Origin of the sequence: Pseudomonas putida, assembly GCF_005080685.1 — a bacterium.
GTDB classification, from domain to species: Bacteria; Pseudomonadota; Gammaproteobacteria; order Pseudomonadales; family Pseudomonadaceae; genus Aquipseudomonas; species Aquipseudomonas putida_V.
Map to the genome: position 1 here is coordinate 1,232,052 of NZ_CP039371.1, position 16,523 is coordinate 1,248,574.

The 16,523-nt window shown below is 64.5% G+C and carries 16 protein-coding genes; 8 read left to right on the plus strand and 8 right to left on the minus strand.

Annotated elements, in window-relative coordinates; translation table 11 throughout:
* Positions 1 to 94: 94 nt before the first annotated feature.
* From E6B08_RS06005 to E6B08_RS06025, 5 genes are all read right to left on the minus strand, one after another.
* Positions 95 to 1,126 (minus strand): AbrB family transcriptional regulator, encoded by a 1,032-nt coding sequence (locus tag E6B08_RS06005; RefSeq protein WP_136913183.1) that lies wholly within the window; start codon positions 1,124 to 1,126, stop codon positions 95 to 97.
* The gene (locus tag E6B08_RS06010; RefSeq protein WP_136913184.1) at positions 1,119 to 2,633 is read right to left on the minus strand and encodes a tripartite tricarboxylate transporter permease; all 1,515 of its coding nucleotides are present in this window, start codon (positions 2,631 to 2,633) and stop codon (positions 1,119 to 1,121) included. The genes E6B08_RS06005 and E6B08_RS06010 overlap by 8 nt, the downstream gene beginning before the upstream one ends.
* Positions 2,634 to 2,636: 3 nt before the next feature.
* Entirely contained in the window at positions 2,637 to 3,095 is a 459-nt protein-coding gene (locus E6B08_RS06015; protein WP_136913185.1) for a tripartite tricarboxylate transporter TctB family protein, read from the minus strand.
* A gap of 151 nt (positions 3,096 to 3,246) precedes the next feature.
* Positions 3,247 to 4,227 (minus strand): Bug family tripartite tricarboxylate transporter substrate binding protein, encoded by a 981-nt coding sequence (locus E6B08_RS06020; RefSeq protein ID WP_136913186.1) that lies wholly within the window; start codon positions 4,225 to 4,227, stop codon positions 3,247 to 3,249.
* A 34-nt stretch (positions 4,228 to 4,261) separates the two neighbouring features.
* Positions 4,262 to 5,551, minus strand: coding sequence for an OprD family porin (locus E6B08_RS06025; RefSeq protein ID WP_136913187.1), 1,290 nt, complete (start codon positions 5,549 to 5,551; stop codon positions 4,262 to 4,264).
* Positions 5,552 to 5,751: 200 nt separating this feature from the next.
* On the opposite strand from E6B08_RS06025, the gene E6B08_RS06030 reads away from it, so the two are divergent.
* The gene (locus tag E6B08_RS06030) at positions 5,752 to 6,423 is read left to right on the plus strand and encodes a response regulator (protein WP_136913188.1); all 672 of its coding nucleotides are present in this window, start codon (positions 5,752 to 5,754) and stop codon (positions 6,421 to 6,423) included.
* Positions 6,416 to 7,795 (plus strand): sensor histidine kinase, encoded by a 1,380-nt coding sequence (locus E6B08_RS06035; RefSeq protein WP_136913189.1) that lies wholly within the window; start codon positions 6,416 to 6,418, stop codon positions 7,793 to 7,795. The genes E6B08_RS06030 and E6B08_RS06035 overlap by 8 nt, the downstream gene beginning before the upstream one ends.
* An 88-nt stretch (positions 7,796 to 7,883) precedes the next feature.
* Here the strand turns inward: E6B08_RS06035 and E6B08_RS06040 are convergent, their stop codons facing one another.
* Together E6B08_RS06040 and E6B08_RS06045 are read right to left on the minus strand one after the other, a co-directional pair.
* Complete coding sequence (locus tag E6B08_RS06040; protein ID WP_136913190.1) at positions 7,884 to 8,690, minus strand: HDOD domain-containing protein; 807 nt, start codon at positions 8,688 to 8,690, stop codon at positions 7,884 to 7,886.
* A 54-nt stretch (positions 8,691 to 8,744) separates the two neighbouring features.
* Positions 8,745 to 9,686, minus strand: a complete 942-nt coding sequence (locus tag E6B08_RS06045) for a YgfZ/GcvT domain-containing protein (protein WP_136913191.1) — start codon at positions 9,684 to 9,686, stop codon at positions 8,745 to 8,747.
* A gap of 135 nt (positions 9,687 to 9,821) precedes the next feature.
* Here E6B08_RS06045 and E6B08_RS06050 point away from each other — a divergent pair, with 135 nt between their 5' ends.
* Both E6B08_RS06050 and E6B08_RS06055 read left to right on the plus strand, forming a co-directional pair.
* Positions 9,822 to 10,076, plus strand: coding sequence for a succinate dehydrogenase assembly factor 2 (locus tag E6B08_RS06050; RefSeq protein WP_136913192.1), 255 nt, complete (start codon positions 9,822 to 9,824; stop codon positions 10,074 to 10,076).
* Positions 10,060 to 10,518: a protein YgfX gene (locus E6B08_RS06055; protein ID WP_136913193.1), complete on the plus strand. Its 459-nt coding sequence runs from the start codon at positions 10,060 to 10,062 to the stop codon at positions 10,516 to 10,518. Before E6B08_RS06050 ends, E6B08_RS06055 begins: the two co-directional genes overlap by 17 nt.
* On the opposite strand, the gene nadB is transcribed toward E6B08_RS06055, so the two are convergent.
* On the minus strand, positions 10,505 to 12,109 hold the full coding sequence (gene nadB / locus E6B08_RS06060; RefSeq protein ID WP_136913194.1) for an L-aspartate oxidase: 1,605 nt from the start codon (positions 12,107 to 12,109) through the stop codon (positions 10,505 to 10,507). The two genes, E6B08_RS06055 and nadB, sit on opposite strands and share 14 nt — an antisense overlap.
* 435 nt (positions 12,110 to 12,544) lie before the next feature.
* Between nadB and rpoE the strand changes: the two genes are divergently transcribed.
* From rpoE to E6B08_RS06080, 4 genes are all read left to right on the plus strand, one after another.
* The gene (gene rpoE / locus E6B08_RS06065) at positions 12,545 to 13,126 is read left to right on the plus strand and encodes an RNA polymerase sigma factor RpoE (protein WP_003252049.1); all 582 of its coding nucleotides are present in this window, start codon (positions 12,545 to 12,547) and stop codon (positions 13,124 to 13,126) included.
* A 31-nt stretch (positions 13,127 to 13,157) separates the two neighbouring features.
* The gene (locus E6B08_RS06070; protein WP_136913195.1) at positions 13,158 to 13,748 is read left to right on the plus strand and encodes a sigma-E factor negative regulatory protein; all 591 of its coding nucleotides are present in this window, start codon (positions 13,158 to 13,160) and stop codon (positions 13,746 to 13,748) included.
* A 12-nt stretch (positions 13,749 to 13,760) separates the two neighbouring features.
* Entirely contained in the window at positions 13,761 to 14,732 is a 972-nt protein-coding gene (locus E6B08_RS06075; RefSeq protein ID WP_136913196.1) for a MucB/RseB C-terminal domain-containing protein, read from the plus strand.
* A 210-nt stretch (positions 14,733 to 14,942) separates the two neighbouring features.
* Positions 14,943 to 16,340, plus strand: coding sequence for a DegQ family serine endoprotease (locus E6B08_RS06080; protein WP_416194387.1), 1,398 nt, complete (start codon positions 14,943 to 14,945; stop codon positions 16,338 to 16,340).
* Positions 16,341 to 16,523 lie beyond the last annotated feature (183 nt).

The following is a 16,523-nucleotide window of genomic DNA, read 5'->3' on the forward strand; positions in this document are numbered from 1 at the left end:
TCGCGGGTAAACCCGCTCCTACAGGTCCCCCACCATCCTCAAGGGCAATGGAGATCCTGTAGGAGCGGGTTTACCCGCGAAGAGGGCGACGCGATCAAGGCTGGTTGGCGTTCCACCACCTGAACAACGGCTCGGCCAGAAATAGCACGAACAACAAGCGCATCACCTGCAACGCCGTCACCAGCGGCACCGACAGTTGCAGGGTCTCCGCCGTCAGGCTCATCTCGGCGATGCCGCCGGGCATCATGCCCAAGGTCAGCGAGCGCAGGTCAAGCGCGGTCAATACGCTCAACCCCCATGCGGCGCTGGCGGCAATCAACATGCACAGCGCCGTGGCGAACAAGGTGCGCCCCAGGAACGATGGCGCGCGGCGGAAGAACGCCCGGTTGAAGTGGCACGCCAGGCCACTGCCGATCAACCACTGGCCGATCTGGCTGGCGCCATTGGGCAAGGCGATCTGCAGGTCGCCCGCCAGGCTCACGGTCGCGGCCACCAGCAGTGGGCCGAACAGCCAAGGATTGGGCTGGCGCAGACGTTGCCAGGCGAAACCGACCGCCACGCCTGCCGGCACGATCAACGCAAGCCACTCCCAGCTCACGCTGCCGGTGTGATTCAGCGCCACGCCATCGCCAAGCAGGAACTTGAACAGGGCCGGCACGCACAGTACTACCGCCAGCACCCGCAGGCTCTGCGCTGCCGCCACCTGGCTGAGCACCGCGCCGTTGCGTGCGCCGAGATTGACCATCTCACCCGAGCCCCCGGGCATGCTGGCGAAGAATGCCGTGGCACGGTCTTCGCCAGTGCGGCGCAACAACCACACGCTGATCACGCTGGACAGGGTAGTGAACAGCGCGCCGAAGAAGATCAACGCGAAGTGGCTGGCCACCTGCTCGATCACCGCTGGGGTGAAATGCAGGCCGATGCCGATGCCAATGATGCACTGCCCGCATTTGCGGCCATTGGGGATTTCCGACAGCTGCCAGGGTGTCAGGCAGCGCACCAGGATGATCGCCAGCAACGCGCCGACCATCCATGGCAAAGGCCAGCCGACCTTGCTGGCGGCAAAACCGCCGGCAAGGCCGACCAGCCCAGTGGCCCAGTACAGCGGCAACGACCGGTCAGGCATCGGCCAGGGCCCGGCGCTGCAGGCTGCGCTTGCGCCAGATGCGCAGCAGCGGCAGGGTCAGCATGCAGGCGGTGAGCACCCACACCGAGAGGCTGATCGGGCTCGACCAGAGGATGCCCAGTTCGCCGTTGGAGATCGACAGCGCCCGGCGCAGGTTCTGCTCCATCAAGCCGCCGAGGATGAAGCCGAGCAGGATCGGCGACAGCGGGAAGTCCAGCTTGCGCAGGATGTAGCCCATGATGCCGATGCCAACCATCAGGAACAGGTCGAAGGTGGTGGCGTGCACGGCATAGACGCCGATACCGGTGATGATCGCGATCACCGGTACCAGCGCCCAGTTCGGCACGGCGAGGATGCGGGTGAAGATGCGGATCATCGGGATGTTCAGGATCACCAGCATGATGTTGGCGATGAACAGCGAGGCGATCAGGCCCCAGACGATGTCTGGTTGTTGCTCGAACAGCAGCGGGCCGGGGGTGATGTTGTACAGGGTCAGTGCGCCGATCATCACCGCGGTGGTGCCCGAGCCCGGTACGCCCAGGGTCAGCATCGGTACCAGGGCGCCACAGCAGGAGGCGCCGATGGCGGTTTCCGGGGCCGCCAGGCCGCGGGCATCGCCCTTGCCGAAGTTGCCGCTGGTGCCGGCGATGCGTTTTTCGGTCATGTAGGCCACGGCACTGGCCAAAGTGGCACCTGCGCCAGGCAACACGCCCATGATGAAACCGAGCAGGCCGCAGCGGATGTTGACCACGAACACCGAGGCCGCTTCCTTGAAGTTGAAGAGCATGCGTCCGGTGGCCTTGACCGCCTGGTGGCCATGGTGGGTCTTTTCCAGCAGCAGGAGGATTTCGCTGATGGAGAACAGGCCCAGTACCAGCACCACGAACTGGATGCCGTCGGCCAGGTGCACGCTGTCACCGGTGAAGCGGTAGACGCCGCTGTTGGCGTCGATGCCGACCGCCGAGAGGAACAGGCCGATCAACGCAGCGATGAAGGTCTTCAGCGGTTTGTCGCCGGCCATGCCGCCCAGGCAGACGATGGCGAACACCATCAGCACGAAATACTCCGCCGGGCCGAAGGCAATCGCCCATTTCGCCAGTAGCGGGGCGAACAGCACCATGCCGCAGGTGGCGATCAGGGCGCCGATGAACGAACTCCAGGCGGACAGCGACAGGGCCACGCCAGCCAGGCCGTTGCGGGCCATCGGGTAGCCGTCCAGGGTGGTCATCACGGTGGAGGCTTCGCCGGGGATGTTCAGCAGGATCGAGCTGATCCGCCCGCCGTATTCACAGCCCAGGTACACCGCGGCCAGCAGGATCAATGCCGACTCCGGCGGCAGGCCGAGGGCGAAGGCGATCGGGATCAGCAGGGCCACGCCGTTGATCGGGCCCAGGCCCGGCAGCAGGCCGACCACGGTGCCGATCAGGGTGCCGGAAAGGGCGGTGACCAGGTTGTAGGGGCTCAGGGCGACGCCGAAGCCCTGGCCCAGGTAGCTCAAGGTATCCATGTGTCAGTTCTCCAGTACGCTCAGCAGGCCAAGGGGCAGGGGTACGTCCATGACGCGATCGAACAGCCAATAGAGGAACAGGCTCATGCCCACCACCACCAGGGTGCTGTGCAACCAGCGGCCGCCATACAGGCGGGCCATGGGGATGCCGACCAGGATCGAGCTGATGATGAAGCCCAGGGCTTCGAAGGTGCTGGCGAAGACCAGCAGCAGGCCGATGCAGGTGGCGATCTTGATCAGTGTGGCGCGGTCGAGCTCGGGTTCGTCGTCCTTGTGCACGATGGGTGTCGGGCGGATGGCGAGGTACAGCAGGCCCAGGCTCATCAGGCCGAGCATCAGCAGCGGATAGGCGCGTGGCCCCACCGGCTCATAGGAAAACGCGGCCTGGTAGGGCCAGGCCATGACGGCCAGGGCGGCGCATACCGCCAGCAGGGCCAGGGCGAAAATGCGTTGCAGGATCATTGGGAAATCCTCGTTGTTTTACGGCACGACACGGTCGCTGTAGGAGCGGGTTTACCCGCGAAGGCGCCCGTCGCTCCAGCGGTGGAGTCTGGGCTGACGCATTCGCGGGTAAACCCGCTCCTACAGGGATCGGCGGGTTGGTGTAAGCGGCTTACTGAACCAGGCCGAATTCCTTGGCCAGCGCCTTGTAGTCAGCCACTTGCTTCTTCACATAGGCATCCAGCTCCTCGCCGGTCATGGCGAACGGGAACAGCTCGCGCTGGTCACGCAGCTTGGCGAAGTCTTCCGAGGCCAGCATCTTGTCGAACGAGGCTTTCCACCAGGCGTAGTCTTCGTCGCTTACCTTCGGCCCGAGGTAGAAGCCGCGCACCACTGGCCAGACGATGTCGTAGCCCTGTTCCTTGGCGGTGGGGATGTCCTTCATTTCCGGCTCGTCCAGGCGGTTTTCCGAGAACACCGCGAGGATGCGCATGTTGCCGCTCTGGATATGCGGCATGGAGTCGGAGATATCGGTGGAGCCCACCTGAATGTGACCGCCGAGCAGCGCAGTGGCGATCTCGCCGCCGCCTTCCAGGGCCACGTAGCGCAGATCGCGCGGGTTGATGCCGGCGGCCTTGGCGATCAGCGCGGTCTGCATCCAGTCCTGGCTGCCAACGGTGCCGCCGGAACCAATCACCACCTTGCTTGGGTCTTTCTTCAGGGCCGCGACCAGGTCGTCGAGGGTCTTGTAGGGCGAATCGTTTTTCACCGCGATGGCGCCATAGCTGGTACCAACGGCTGCCAGCCATTTCACCGCGTTCTCGTCGAAACGGCCGAACTTGCCCTGGGCCAGGTTCAACAGTGAACCGCTGGACCAGGCCACCAGGGTGCCGGCATCGCCGGGGCGCTGGGCGACAACGGCGTTGTACGCCACCGCACCGACACCACCAGGCATGTAGGTGACGCGCATCGGCTTGCTGAGGATTTTTTCCTGTACCAGGGCGCTTTGCACCAGCTTGCAGGTCAGGTCGAAACCACCGCCGGGCGAGGCCGGCGCGATGCATTCGGGGCGTTTCGGTTCGGCAGCGATGGCGCTGCTGGCCAGCAGCAGGCAGCCAGTGGCGAGGGCGAGGCGGCGCAGTGGAAAGGTCATCGTCTATCTCCGTGGGCGTTGTTGTTATGGGGTGTTACCAGAGGGCCACGCTGTAGCTCACCAGCAGGCGCACTTCGTCGGCATCGCGGGCGAAGTTCGAGCGGAAGGTGGCGTTACGCAGGCGCACGGCGACGTTTTTCAGCGGGCCGCTTTGTACCACGTACTTGAGCTCGGTGTTGCGCTCCCACTCCTTGCCTTCGCCACCAGCAGCGCGGCTGACGTTATCGCCGCTGATGTAGCGGGTCATGAAGGTCAGGCCAGGGACGCCGAGGGCCGCGAAGTTGTAGTCGTAGCGCGCTTGCCAGGAGCGCTCGTCGGCGCCGGCGAAGTCGTTGATCTGGACGAAGTTGACCAGGTACGGGTCGGCGCCATCGACGTACGGGAAGGCGCTGTCGCCGGACAGTTGCTGCCAGGCGGCGCTGACCTTGTGGCCGCCCAGGGCGTAGCTGAGCATACCGTTGAACGTGGTGTTGTCGATGCGCCCGGCCTTGGCCTGGCCTGCGTCGTCGCTCAGGGCCAGGCGCAGATCGGCGCCGAAGGTGCCTGGGCCCCACGGCTGGCTGGCGACCAGGCCGATGAAGTGCTGGCGGTAGATGTCGTCGAGTTGGGCGAAGTGGTAGCTGCCGGTCAGACGATCGCTGAACTGGTAGTCCAGGCCGGCCAGGGCCAGGTTGTCGGCGCTGAACGTACCGCCGAAACGGCCATTCTTGTTGTTGAGGGCGAGGTCTTCCCAGTTGCTGTCGTTGCGATCCTTGGCCTTGTCCAGGCGCCCGCCGGTGAAGGTCAGGCCCTTGATCTCCCGCGAGGTGAGCAGACCACCTTCGAAGGTTTGCGGCAGTATGCGCCCGTCGTTGGGCTGCAGGGTGGGCAGCTCCGGCATCAGGGTGCCGATCTTCAGTTCGGTCTGCGACACCTTCACCTTGCCGGTCAGGCCGAGCTTGGAATACTCGTCGGCGGCCCTGCCGTCGTCATGGGTGGGCAGCAGGCCGGTGTCGGCGCGGTCGGGGCTGGAGTCGAGCTTGATGCCCAGCATGCCCAGCGCATCCAGGCCGAAACCCACGGTGCCTTCGGTGTAGCCGGACTCGAAGTTGAGCATGAAACCCTGGGCCCACTCGTCGCGCTTGGATTGCTGCGCGCTGGTGCCATCGCGAAAGTCGCGATTGAAGTACATGTTGCGGGTTTCGAAGGTGGCCGTGCTGTCTTCGAGGAAGGCGGCTTGGCTCAGCGGGGCGGCGCCGGCAAGCGCAAGGGCGCTGGCGAGGGCAGAGGGACGTGCGGACAGGGAACGGCTAGGCGCGAACGCCTGAGGCTGCGATGACAGCATCGGGATGACTCCGTTTTTTTGTTCTTATTCGTTGCACCTTGCTGGTGCTTTTTTCGGCGCGTAGTGCGACCGTGGTGCGATGCTAGGTAACGAACCTTTCACCAACCTTTCACTGTAAAAGGATTGCTACAAAGGGCTTCACAGGGCCGAGGACAGCGGTAAACTCCGCGCCACCGCCCACCCGAGCAGGGGAGAATCCGATGCGTGTGCTGCTGGTCGAAGACCATCTGCAACTGGCTGAAAGCGTGGCCCTGGCCCTCAAGAGCCAAGGCTTGACCGTGGATGTGCTGCATGACGGCGTGGCCGCCGACCTGGCCCTGGCCAGCGAGGAGTATGCCGTGGCGGTGCTCGATGTCGGGTTGCCGCGCATGGACGGTTTCGAGGTGCTGGCGCGCCTGCGCGGTCGCGGCAAGAACCTGCCGGTGCTGATGTTGACCGCGCGCAGCGACGTCAAGGACCGCGTTCATGGCCTGAACCTTGGGGCCGACGACTACCTGGCCAAGCCTTTCGAGCTGAGCGAGCTCGAGGCCCGGGTCAAGGCCCTACTGCGCCGCAGCGTGCTCGGTGGCGAGCGCCAGCAGCGCTGCGGGCCGCTGGTCTACGACCTGGACACCCGGCGCTTCAGCCTGGGCGAGGACAACCTGACCCTGACCCTGCGCGAGCAGAGCGTATTGGAAGCCCTGATTGCCCGCCCAGGCCGGGTGATGAGCAAGGAGCAACTGGCCGCTCAGGTATTCGGCCTGGACGAGGAAGCCAGCCCGGACGCCATCGAGATCTACATCCATCGCCTGCGCAAGAAGCTCGACGGCCAGCCGGTGGGCATCGTCACCTTCCGGGGCCTGGGCTACCTGCTCGAGCATCGCGATGCGTGACGCCGGCAGCCTGCGCGGGCGGCTGCTGGGTAACCTGGCGCTGCTGCTGGTGGTGCTGATGCTGGCCAGTGGTTTGAGCGCGTACTGGAACGGCCGCGAGGCGGCCGACACTGCCTACGACCGTACTCTCCTGGCCTCGGCGCGGACCATCGCCGCCGGCCTTTCGCAGCGTGACGGCAGCCTGAGCGCCGATGTGCCCTACGTGGCCCTGGACACGTTCGCCTACGACAGTGCCGGGCGCATCTACTACCAGGTGCTGGACATCGACCACACGTTGATCTCGGGCTACGAGAACCTGCCATCGCCACCGCCGGGTACGCCCCGCACCGATGACTACCCGGCGCTGGCGCGCTTCTACAACGCCACGTACCTCGGCCAGGACGTGCGTGTGGTGAGCCTGCTGCGGGCGGTGAGCGAGCCGAACATGAATGGCATGGCCGAGATCCGCGTGGCGGAAACCGAAGAAGCACGGGTACGCATGGCGCGGGGGTTGATGGCCGATACCTTGTTGCGCCTGGGGATGCTGGCGCTCGGCGCGTTGCTGATGGTCTGGTTTGCCGTCAGCGCCGCGCTGCGGCCTCTGGAACGCTTGCGCTCGGCGGTCGAAGAACGCCAGCCCGACGACCTGCGAGCCTTGCCGGTGGTACCGGTGCAGCGCGAGCTGCGGCCGCTGGTGGGCGCGCTCAACCACTTCACCGAGCGCCTGCGCGCGCAGTTCGAGCGCCAGGCGCAGTTCATCGCCGATGCCGCCCACGAGTTGCGCACACCCTTGGCAGCGCTCAAGGCGCGGGTCGAACTGGGCCTGCGCTCGGAGCAGCCCGAGCAGTGGCGCCAGACCCTGGACGCTGCGGTCCAGGGCACCGATCGCCTGACCCACCTGGCCAATCAGCTGCTGTCGTTGGCGCGCGTGGAGAACGGGGCCCGGGCGATTGCCGAAGGGGGCGCCCAGCGCCTGGACCTGAGCCAGCTCACGCGCGAGCTGGGCATGGCCATGGCGCCACTTGCGCACAAGCGTGGCGTGGCCTTGGCATTGGAGGCCGAGCAGCCGGTGTGGCTCAAAGGGGAGCCGACCCTGCTCAACGAGTTGCTCAGCAACCTGGTCGACAACGCCCTGGCCCACACGCCGGTGGGGGGGAACGTGATCCTGCGGGTTGTGGCGCCGGCGGTGCTCGAAGTCGAGGACGATGGCCCGGGGATTCCCGAGGAGGAGCGTGCGCGCGTGTTCGAGCGGTTCTATCGACGCAGCGCCCAGGGCAGTGGCCTGGGCCTGGCAATCGTCGGTGAGATCTGCCGGGCGCACCTGGCACAGATCAGCCTGCATGATGGGGAGAAGGGCGGGTTGAAGGTGCGGGTAAGTTTCCCCGCCGATTGATTCGCTGTCGTACCGGCCCTTCACGGGTGGCCCAGGTCCTGTAGGAGCGGGTTCACCCGCGAAAGGGCCGGTACGGACAAACCACCCGTCAGCGCAACATGCTCCGGGCCTCGAGCAGCTCGCCAATCTCCAGCTCGGTGCCAAACGGCAGCCCTAGGTGCCGGTACGCCGGCAGCGCCGCCAGTGGCCGGCTGCGCCCACGCTGGCTAATGCAACGGGCGATCTGCACGATGTCGATGTAGTCCACCTTGTCGGTGTGCCGATCCAGATCCTGCACCTGGCTCGGCAGATTGACCAATTGCTCGGGAAACTCCCACGACGACAGGATCTTGTCCCCCAACACCGGCTGGATCTGTTCGATCACGTAATGCAGGCACACCGGGTCGGACAGCAGCTCGTTGTGTTCCTCGGCGTAGATCAGCACCGGCAGCGCGCCGATCTGGTTGACCAGGCCGCCAAGGGTGGCCTGGTCCGGTTTGAGTTGGGTGTAGCGACGGCACAATTCATAGCTGATGCCGGCCACTTCCAGGCTGTTGGCCCAGATATCCCGCAGTTTCTGCTCGACTGCCGGCGAGCGGGCATGAAAGATCTGTTCGATCACCAGGCCGATGGCCAGGTTGCAGCTGTAGTTGATGCCCAGCCGGGTAATCGCCGTATGCAGGTCGGTGACTTCCACCGCCGCACGCAGCAGGGGGCTGTTGACCACCTTGATCAGGCGTGCCGAGAGCGCCGCATCGCGGCCGATCACCTTGCTCAGGGCGGCCACGCTGATCTCGCTGTCCTCGGCGGCATCACGGATGCTCAGGGCAACTTCCGGGAGGGTGGGCAGGACCAGGTCGTCGTTGCTGATGGCATCGAGCAATTGCGCTTGGACCATTTCGGCCAGCTTGTTCATGGGCTTCTCTACGGCAATGGTGGTGCGGCCCCGCCAGGCAGCGGGGCAGAGGGGTCAGCGCTGGATTTCCCGGTCGCGATCCAGTTCGTAAGGCAGGCTCAGCACCTCCAGGCGCGGGCCTCCCAGGCTACCCAGGTGCAGGTTGTCGTCGGCCACGGCTTCGGCACTGAGCACGGCAAGCAATTCGCAGCCCTGGCCGGCACTGGCGGCCAGGACCACTTCGCCGACCGAGGAGCCATGGGTGGGCGAGAAGATCTCCGTGCCAGGCGTCGGCACCTCCTGCTGCTCCAGGGCCAGCCGGTACTGCCGACGCTTGAGCTTGCCCAGGTACTGCATGCGGGCGACGATTTCCTGGCCGGTATAGCAGCCTTTCTTGAAGCTCACGCCGTCAACGGCCTGCAGGTTGATCATCTGCGGGATGAACAGCTCGCGGGTCGGCCCCATGACCTGGCCGATACCGGCGCGGACCTGGCCCAGCAACCACAGGTTCAGGCTGGCCTCCTCCAGTGTGGTAGCCAGGGTTGCGCGTACGGCGTCGGCCTGTTCGGCAGGTACCCACAGTTCGACGCGCCCTGGCGATACGGCGATCGCGATGAGCCCGGCGTTACGCACCGTGGCCCCGGCCTCGGCAGGTGCCGGCAGGCCCAGCGCCTGCAACGCCGCCTCGCCATGCTGCAGGCCGAAGCGGGCCCAGGCGGCACTTTCATCGGTCAGCGTGGCCTTGGAGAACACGGCGTATTTCTTCAGGTCGGCCAGTTGCGCTTCGAGCAACTCGCTGGCCATGGCCAGCAGGTAGCCGTTGCCCTCGGGCAGGATGCGGAAGCTCGATTGCATCCGCCCCTTGACCATGCAACGGGCGCCGAGGCTGGCGTGCTCGAGGCTCAGGTAGTTGATGTTGCAGGTCAGCTGACCCTGCAGGAACTTGCCGGCGTCCGAGCCGCGGACGGCGAGGATGCCCTCGTGGGACAGGGGGCTGTAGAAAGCGGAATCGGCCATGGGTCATCGCGGTGGCTTAAAGACTGGTGGCCATCATAGAACGCTGGTAACAAAATAGGTAGGTGACTAGACCAACGCCTTGTGCCGCTGCGTTCGCCGCTTGGTATACTGCGCGACCTATTCGAGGAGGGCCCCATGGTCGAACAAACTGAACTCAACCGGCTTTTCTGGCACAGCCGCCGCGGCATGCTGGAGCTGGACGTGCTGCTGGTGCCTTTCACCCAGGAGGTCTACCCGAGCCTGAGCGAAGCGGACCGTGAACTGTACATTCGGCTGCTGGCCTGCGAAGACCAGGACATGTTCGGCTGGTTCATGGAGCGCACCGAGTCCGAAGACCCGGAGCTGCAGCGCATGGTCCGCATCATCCTGGATCGTGTCCAGCCCAAGTGAATGCTTCCAGTGCCGTTGGCAAGGCTCGCGCCTGCTGCTGACGGCCTACCTGAGCTGCCAGGCCCTGGCGATGCTGACGTTGTGGGTCAGTGCGCTGCCTGGGTGGCTGTCCCTCGCGCTCGCTGCAACCTGCATCGTCCACGCCCGCTGGGCTATCCCCAACCGTATCGTACTCACCCATGCGCACGCCGTGACTGGCCTGCGTCGGGATGCGCATGGCTGGTGGGTATTCAGCCGGGCGCTGGGCTGGCAACCGGTGCGCTTGTGCCGCGACAGCGTGGCGTTACCAGGATTGGTGGTGTTGCGCTACGTCAGGGCCGGGCGCTGGTTTGCCCAAAGCCAGTGCGTGCCGGCCGATGCCCTGGAGGCGGAGCAGCACCGACGCCTGCGGGTCAGGCTGAAATTCAGCCGCAGGCGCTGGGCCGCCGTCACACCGGGCTGAGAATGGTGTCCCTGGCTTCCTCGAGCATCCCCGGATAATCCAGGGTGTAGTGCAGCCCACGGCTTTCCTTGCGCTGCATCGCCGAGCGAATCATCAGTTCCGCCACCTGCGCCAGGTTGCGCAGTTCGATCAGGTCACGGCTGACCTTGTAGTTGCTGTAGAACTCGTCGATCTCGTCCAGCAGCAGGCGAACGCGGTGCTCGGCGCGTTGCAGGCGCTTGCTGGTACGCACGATACCCACGTAGTCCCACATGAAGCGCCGCAGTTCGTCCCAGTTGTGCGCGATGATCACGTCCTCGTCCGAGTCGGTCACCTGGCTCGCGTCCCAGCACGGCAAGGCCTTGGGCATCTGGACCTGGTCCAGGCAGGCCTGGATGTCGGCGGCGGCAGCGCGGCCGTAGACGAAACATTCGAGCAGCGAATTGCTGGCCATGCGGTTGGCGCCGTGCAGGCCGGTGAAACTGGTCTCGCCGATCGCATACAGGCCGGGCACGTCGGTGTGGCCGCGATCGTCGACCATCACGCCGCCGCAGGTGTAGTGCGCGGCAGGTACCACCGGAATCGGCTGGCGGGTGATATCGATGCCAAAGCCCAGGCAGCGTTCGTAGACCGTTGGGAAGTGCTGCTTGATGAAGTCGGCCGGCTTGTGGGTGATGTCGAGATACACGCAATCGACGCCCAGGCGCTTCATTTCGTGGTCGATGGCACGTGCGACGATATCGCGTGGCGCCAGTTCCTCACGTGGGTCGAAACGCGGCATGAAGCGTTCGCCGTTGGGCAGGCGCAGCAACGCGCCTTCGCCGCGCAGGGCCTCGGTCACCAGGAAACTCTTGGCCTGCGGATGGTACAGGCAGGTCGGGTGGAACTGGTTGAACTCAAGGTTCGCCACCCGGCAGCCGGCACGCCAGGCCATGGCGATGCCATCGCCACAGGCGCCGTCGGGATTGCTGGTATAGAGGTAGACCTTGGCTGCGCCACCGGTGGCCAGCACGGTGAAGCGTGCGCCGAAGGTGTCCACTTCACCCGTGTTGCGGTCCAGCACGTAGGCCCCGAGGCAGCGCTCGCCCGGCAGGCCCAGGCGCCGCTCGGTGATCAGGTCGACGGCCACGCGTTGTTCCAGCAGCTCGATGTTGGCGCGCTGGCGGGCCTTGGCCAGCAGGGTGTTGAAGATCGCCGCGCCGGTCGCGTCGGCGGCATGGATGATGCGCCGGTGGCTGTGGCCGCCTTCGCGGGTGAGGTGGAACTCGAAGCCGCCATCATCGACGCTGTGCCGGTCGTCACGGGTGAACGGCACACCCTGCTCGATCAGCCACTGGATCGCCTCGCGGCTGTGTTCCACGGTGAAGCGCACCGCCTGCTCGTCGCACAGGCCGCCGCCGGCATTGAGGGTGTCCTCGACATGTGATTGCACGGTGTCGGTGTCGTCCAGCACCGCGGCGACGCCGCCCTGGGCCCAGAAGGTCGAGCCGTTGGCCAGGTCGCCCTTGCTCAGGACCGCGACGCGCAGGTGGCTGGGGAGGTTCAGTGCCAGGCTGAGACCGGCTGCACCGCTGCCGATCACCAGGACATCATGTTGGAATTGTTGGCTCATGTCGGGACACTAGTAATCTTCGGAGGGGGCGCGGCACAATAGTCACGCGCCGATGGCAATGTGAAACTATCGTGAATGCTGGCCGGGTTGCCTTTATAGCAGCCTCAGGTGGCCAATTTCCATGCCGCCTGCAAGGCGAAGCAATCTTCGTGGGAACTTTCCGACAGCCCCGGAAATCCTATGAAGGCTGCCCGCATGCCGGCACATTGCCACGGCGACGCAGGGCGGCAGCTCTATCCGGGCTGGCACCCGCGTATTCGAAACCTGATTATCGACGCCGGCGGTCCTGACCGCGCCGCGTCTTCCGTGCGAGCCGACCAAGGGCCGCAGGAAACTTGCTTGGAGGGGAGAACTTTTGCGCAAAGCCCGAGTCTATGTTTGCAAGCCTGAACGATGGCTGTTGCAACGCTCCTTCAGGTTCATTGAGGAGTGTTCATGCTAACCCAGGAAGAGGATCAGCAGCTGGTCGAGCGCGTGCAGCGCGGCGATCGGCGAGCGTTCGATCTGTTGGTGCTGAAGTATCAGCACAAGATTCTGGGGTTGATCGTGCGGTTCGTTCACGACACCCACGAAGCCCAGGATGTGGCGCAGGAAGCCTTTATCAAGGCATACCGTGCGCTTGGCAATTTCCGCGGTGACAGCGCGTTTTATACCTGGCTGTACCGCATCGCCATCAACACGGCGAAGAACTACCTGGTGTCCCGTGGAAGACGGCCACCTGACAGTGATGTGAGCTCCGAGGATGCGGAGTTTTACGACGGCGATCATGGTCTCAAGGATCTCGAGTCCCCAGAGCGCTCGTTGTTGCGGGATGAAATCGAAGGCACCGTCCATCGCACCATCCAGCAACTGCCCGAAGACCTGCGCACGGCATTGACCCTGCGTGAGTTCGATGGGTTGAGTTACGAAGACATTGCCAGTGTCATGCAATGTCCGGTGGGTACCGTGCGCTCTCGAATCTTCCGCGCTCGGGAGGCCATAGACAAAGCCCTGCAGCCTCTGTTGCAGGAAACCTGAGACAGCGGCGACAGCCAAGAGAGGAACCGCCATGAGTCGTGAAGCTTTGCAGGAATCGCTGTCCGCGGTAATGGATAACGAAGCGGACGAACTGGAATTGCGTCGGGTGCTCAATGCAGCCGACGATGCCGAAACCCGTGCCACCTGGTCGCGTTACCAGGTCGCTCGCGCAGCCATGCACAAGGAACTGCTGCTGCCTAAACTGGATATCGCCTCGGCAGTATCCGCTGCACTGGCCGATGAGGCCGTGCCGGCCAAGGCCAAGCAGGGCCCGTGGCGCAGCATTGGCCGCCTGGCCGTTGCCGCCTCGGTGACCGTTGCGGTGCTGGCGGGTGTGCGCATGTACAACCAGGACGAAATCACCGGTGCCGAGCTGGCTTCCCAGCAGCCTGCCCAACAAGGCCTGAGCATGCCACAAAGCCAAGGCCCAGCCGTATTGGCAGGCTATAGTGAGAGCAGTGAGCAACCGACCGGGCCGATGGCCAACGGCGTGCTGCAGAACCAGGCCGGCTGGGATCAACGCCTGCCAGGCTACCTGCGCCAACACGCCCAGGAATCCGCGCTCAAGGGCACCGAAACCGCTCTGCCCTACGCACGCGCCGCCAGCCTGGAAAACCGTTAAGTAAGGAGGACCATGCGCGCGCTACCTCTCCTGTCGCTGCTGCTAGGCAGCTGCATGACGGTGCCAGCGTTGGCGGCCAATTCCTCGCCAGAGGCGAGCGAATGGCTGAACAAGCTGGCACAGGCCGAGCAAAAACAGAGTTACCAAGGCTCCTTCGTCTACGAACGTAACGGCAGCTTTTCTTCCCACGATATCTGGCATCGCGTCCAGGACGGCAAGGTCAGCGAGCGGCTCCTGCAGCTCGATGGCGCCGCCCAGGAAGTGGTGCGCGTGGATGGCAAGGTGCAATGCGTGAGCGGGGCGTTGGCCAGTGATCTGGCTGGCGCCGCGCCGTCGAATTCGGCGCCGCGTGTTCTCGATCCCCTCAAGCTGATGAGTTGGTACGACCTGAGCGTAGCCGGCAAGTCCAGGGTGGCCGACCGCGATGCGGTGATCGTCACCCTGACTCCGCGCGACCAGCACCGCTATGGCTTCGAGTTGCACCTCGACCGCCGCACCGGGCTGCCGTTGCGCTCGTTGATGCTCAACGACAAGGGGCAGTTGCTCGAGCGCTTCCAGATGACTCGCCTGGACACCGATGACGTGCCAAGCGATGCCGACCTGCATGCCAGTGCGGCCTGCAAGCCGGTGGAGCGGGGCAGTCAGCCTGCCGGGGAAAGCGTGGTCGGCTGGCGTTCGGACTGGCTGCCGCCGGGTTTCGAGCTGATCAACAGCTCGGTGCGTCGCGACAGCGAGCGCGGTAGCACCGTGAGCAGCTTGATGTACGACGACGGCCTGACCCGGTTCTCGGTGTTCCTCGAGCCCATCAGCGGCGATGTGGGCACTGACACCCGCACCCAGCTTGGCCCGACCGCAGCGGTCTCGCGGCACCTGAATACGCCCAAGGGCAAGGTGATGGTCACCGTGGTGGGCGAGGTACCCTTGGGTACTGCCGAGCGCGTAGCACTGTCGATGCGGCCCCAGGATAGCCAGGCGCGCCAGTAACGGTGCGCCTTTTTTCAGCCGTGCCAAGTCTCGGAGACCCGTGGCTGAAATGAAATTAAAGCATTGTCATTTGCAATCCTTCGCCAAATTTTCTATAGGTCAGGCTTCTCGGAGTCTGGCCTTTCCTGCATTTGCAGGGGCTTAACTGCTAACTACGCTCGTTGTGACGGGAGCCGTATGTCAATACCACGCTTGAAATCCTATCTGTCGATGTTCGCCGCCGTGCTCATGCTCGGTCAGGTGCTCACTGCCCAGGCCGACGAAGCCCTGCCGGACTTCACCACCCTGGTCGAGCAGGCCTCGCCGGCCGTGGTCAACATCAGTACCAAGCAAAAGCTGCCAGACCGCCTCGCCGGCGGGCAGATGCCTGACCTCGAAGGCCTGCCGCCGATGTTCCGCGAGTTCTTCGAGCGCAACATTCCGCAGCAGCCCCGCTCGCCGCGTGGCGATCGCCAGCGTGAAGCCCAGTCGCTGGGCTCGGGCTTCATCATCTCCAGCGATGGCTATGTGCTGACCAACAATCACGTCGTGGCCGATGCCGACGAGATCATCGTCCGCCTGTCGGACCGCAGCGAGCTGCAGGCCAAGCTGGTCGGCACCGATCCGCGCACCGACGTGGCCCTGCTCAAGGTCGATGGCAAGAATCTGCCGACCGTGAAGCTCGGCGATTCGGAAAAACTTAAGGTCGGTGAATGGGTGCTGGCCATCGGTTCGCCGTTTGGCTTCGACCATTCGGTGACCAAAGGTATCGTCAGTGCCAAGGGCCGTACCTTGCCCAACGACACCTACGTGCCGTTCATCCAGACCGACGTGGCGATCAACCCGGGTAACTCCGGTGGCCCGCTGTTCAACATGAAGGGCGAGGTCGTGGGGATCAACTCGCAGATCTTCACCCGTTCCGGCGGCTTCATGGGCCTGTCGTTTGCCATCCCGATCGACGTGGCGCTGGACGTTTCCAACCAGTTGAAAAAGGACGGCAAGGTCAGCCGTGGCTGGCTGGGCGTGGTGATCCAGGAGGTCAACAAGGACCTGGCTGAATCGTTCGGCCTCGACAAGCCTGCTGGCGCACTGGTCGCCCAGGTGCTCGAAGGTGGCCCGGCAGCCAAGGGTGGCCTGCAGGTGGGTGATGTGATCCTGAGCATGAACGGCCAGCCGATCGTCATGTCCGCCGACCTCCCGCACCTGGTGGGCAGCCTCAAGGACGGCGACAAGGCCAAGCTCGAGATCATCCGCAATGGCAAGCGCCAGAATCTGGACGTCGCCGTTGGCGCACTGCCGGACGACGACGCCGATATCGCTTCTGGTGCCCAGAGTGGCGCAGAGCGTAGCAGCAACCGTCTGGGTGTTTCGGTGACCGACCTGACCGACGACCAGAAGAAATCGCTCGAGCTCAAGGGTGGTGTGGTCATCAAGGAGGTCCAGGAAGGCCCTGCGGCATTGATCGGCCTGCGTCCGGGTGATGTCATCAGCCACCTGAACAACCAGGCGATCGCCTCGGCCAAGCAGTTCACCGAGATCGCCAAGGAGCTGCCGAAGAACCGTTCGGTGTCCATGCGTGTCCTGCGTCAGGGCCGTGCAAGCTTCATCACCTTCAAACTGGCTGAATAAGCTGGTATTGAAGTAAGAAAAGGGCAGCTTCGGCTGCCCTTTTTCATGAAACCCCTTGTTTGCCGTGACGAAACGTTAATGGACAGCCGATCGAGGAATCTCCCATAACCCTGAAGCTTGAGGTACAATTCCCGGCTATTTTTCGGCGGGCGTCCGGCTCGCAGCCTTTTCGAGTGTTGATCT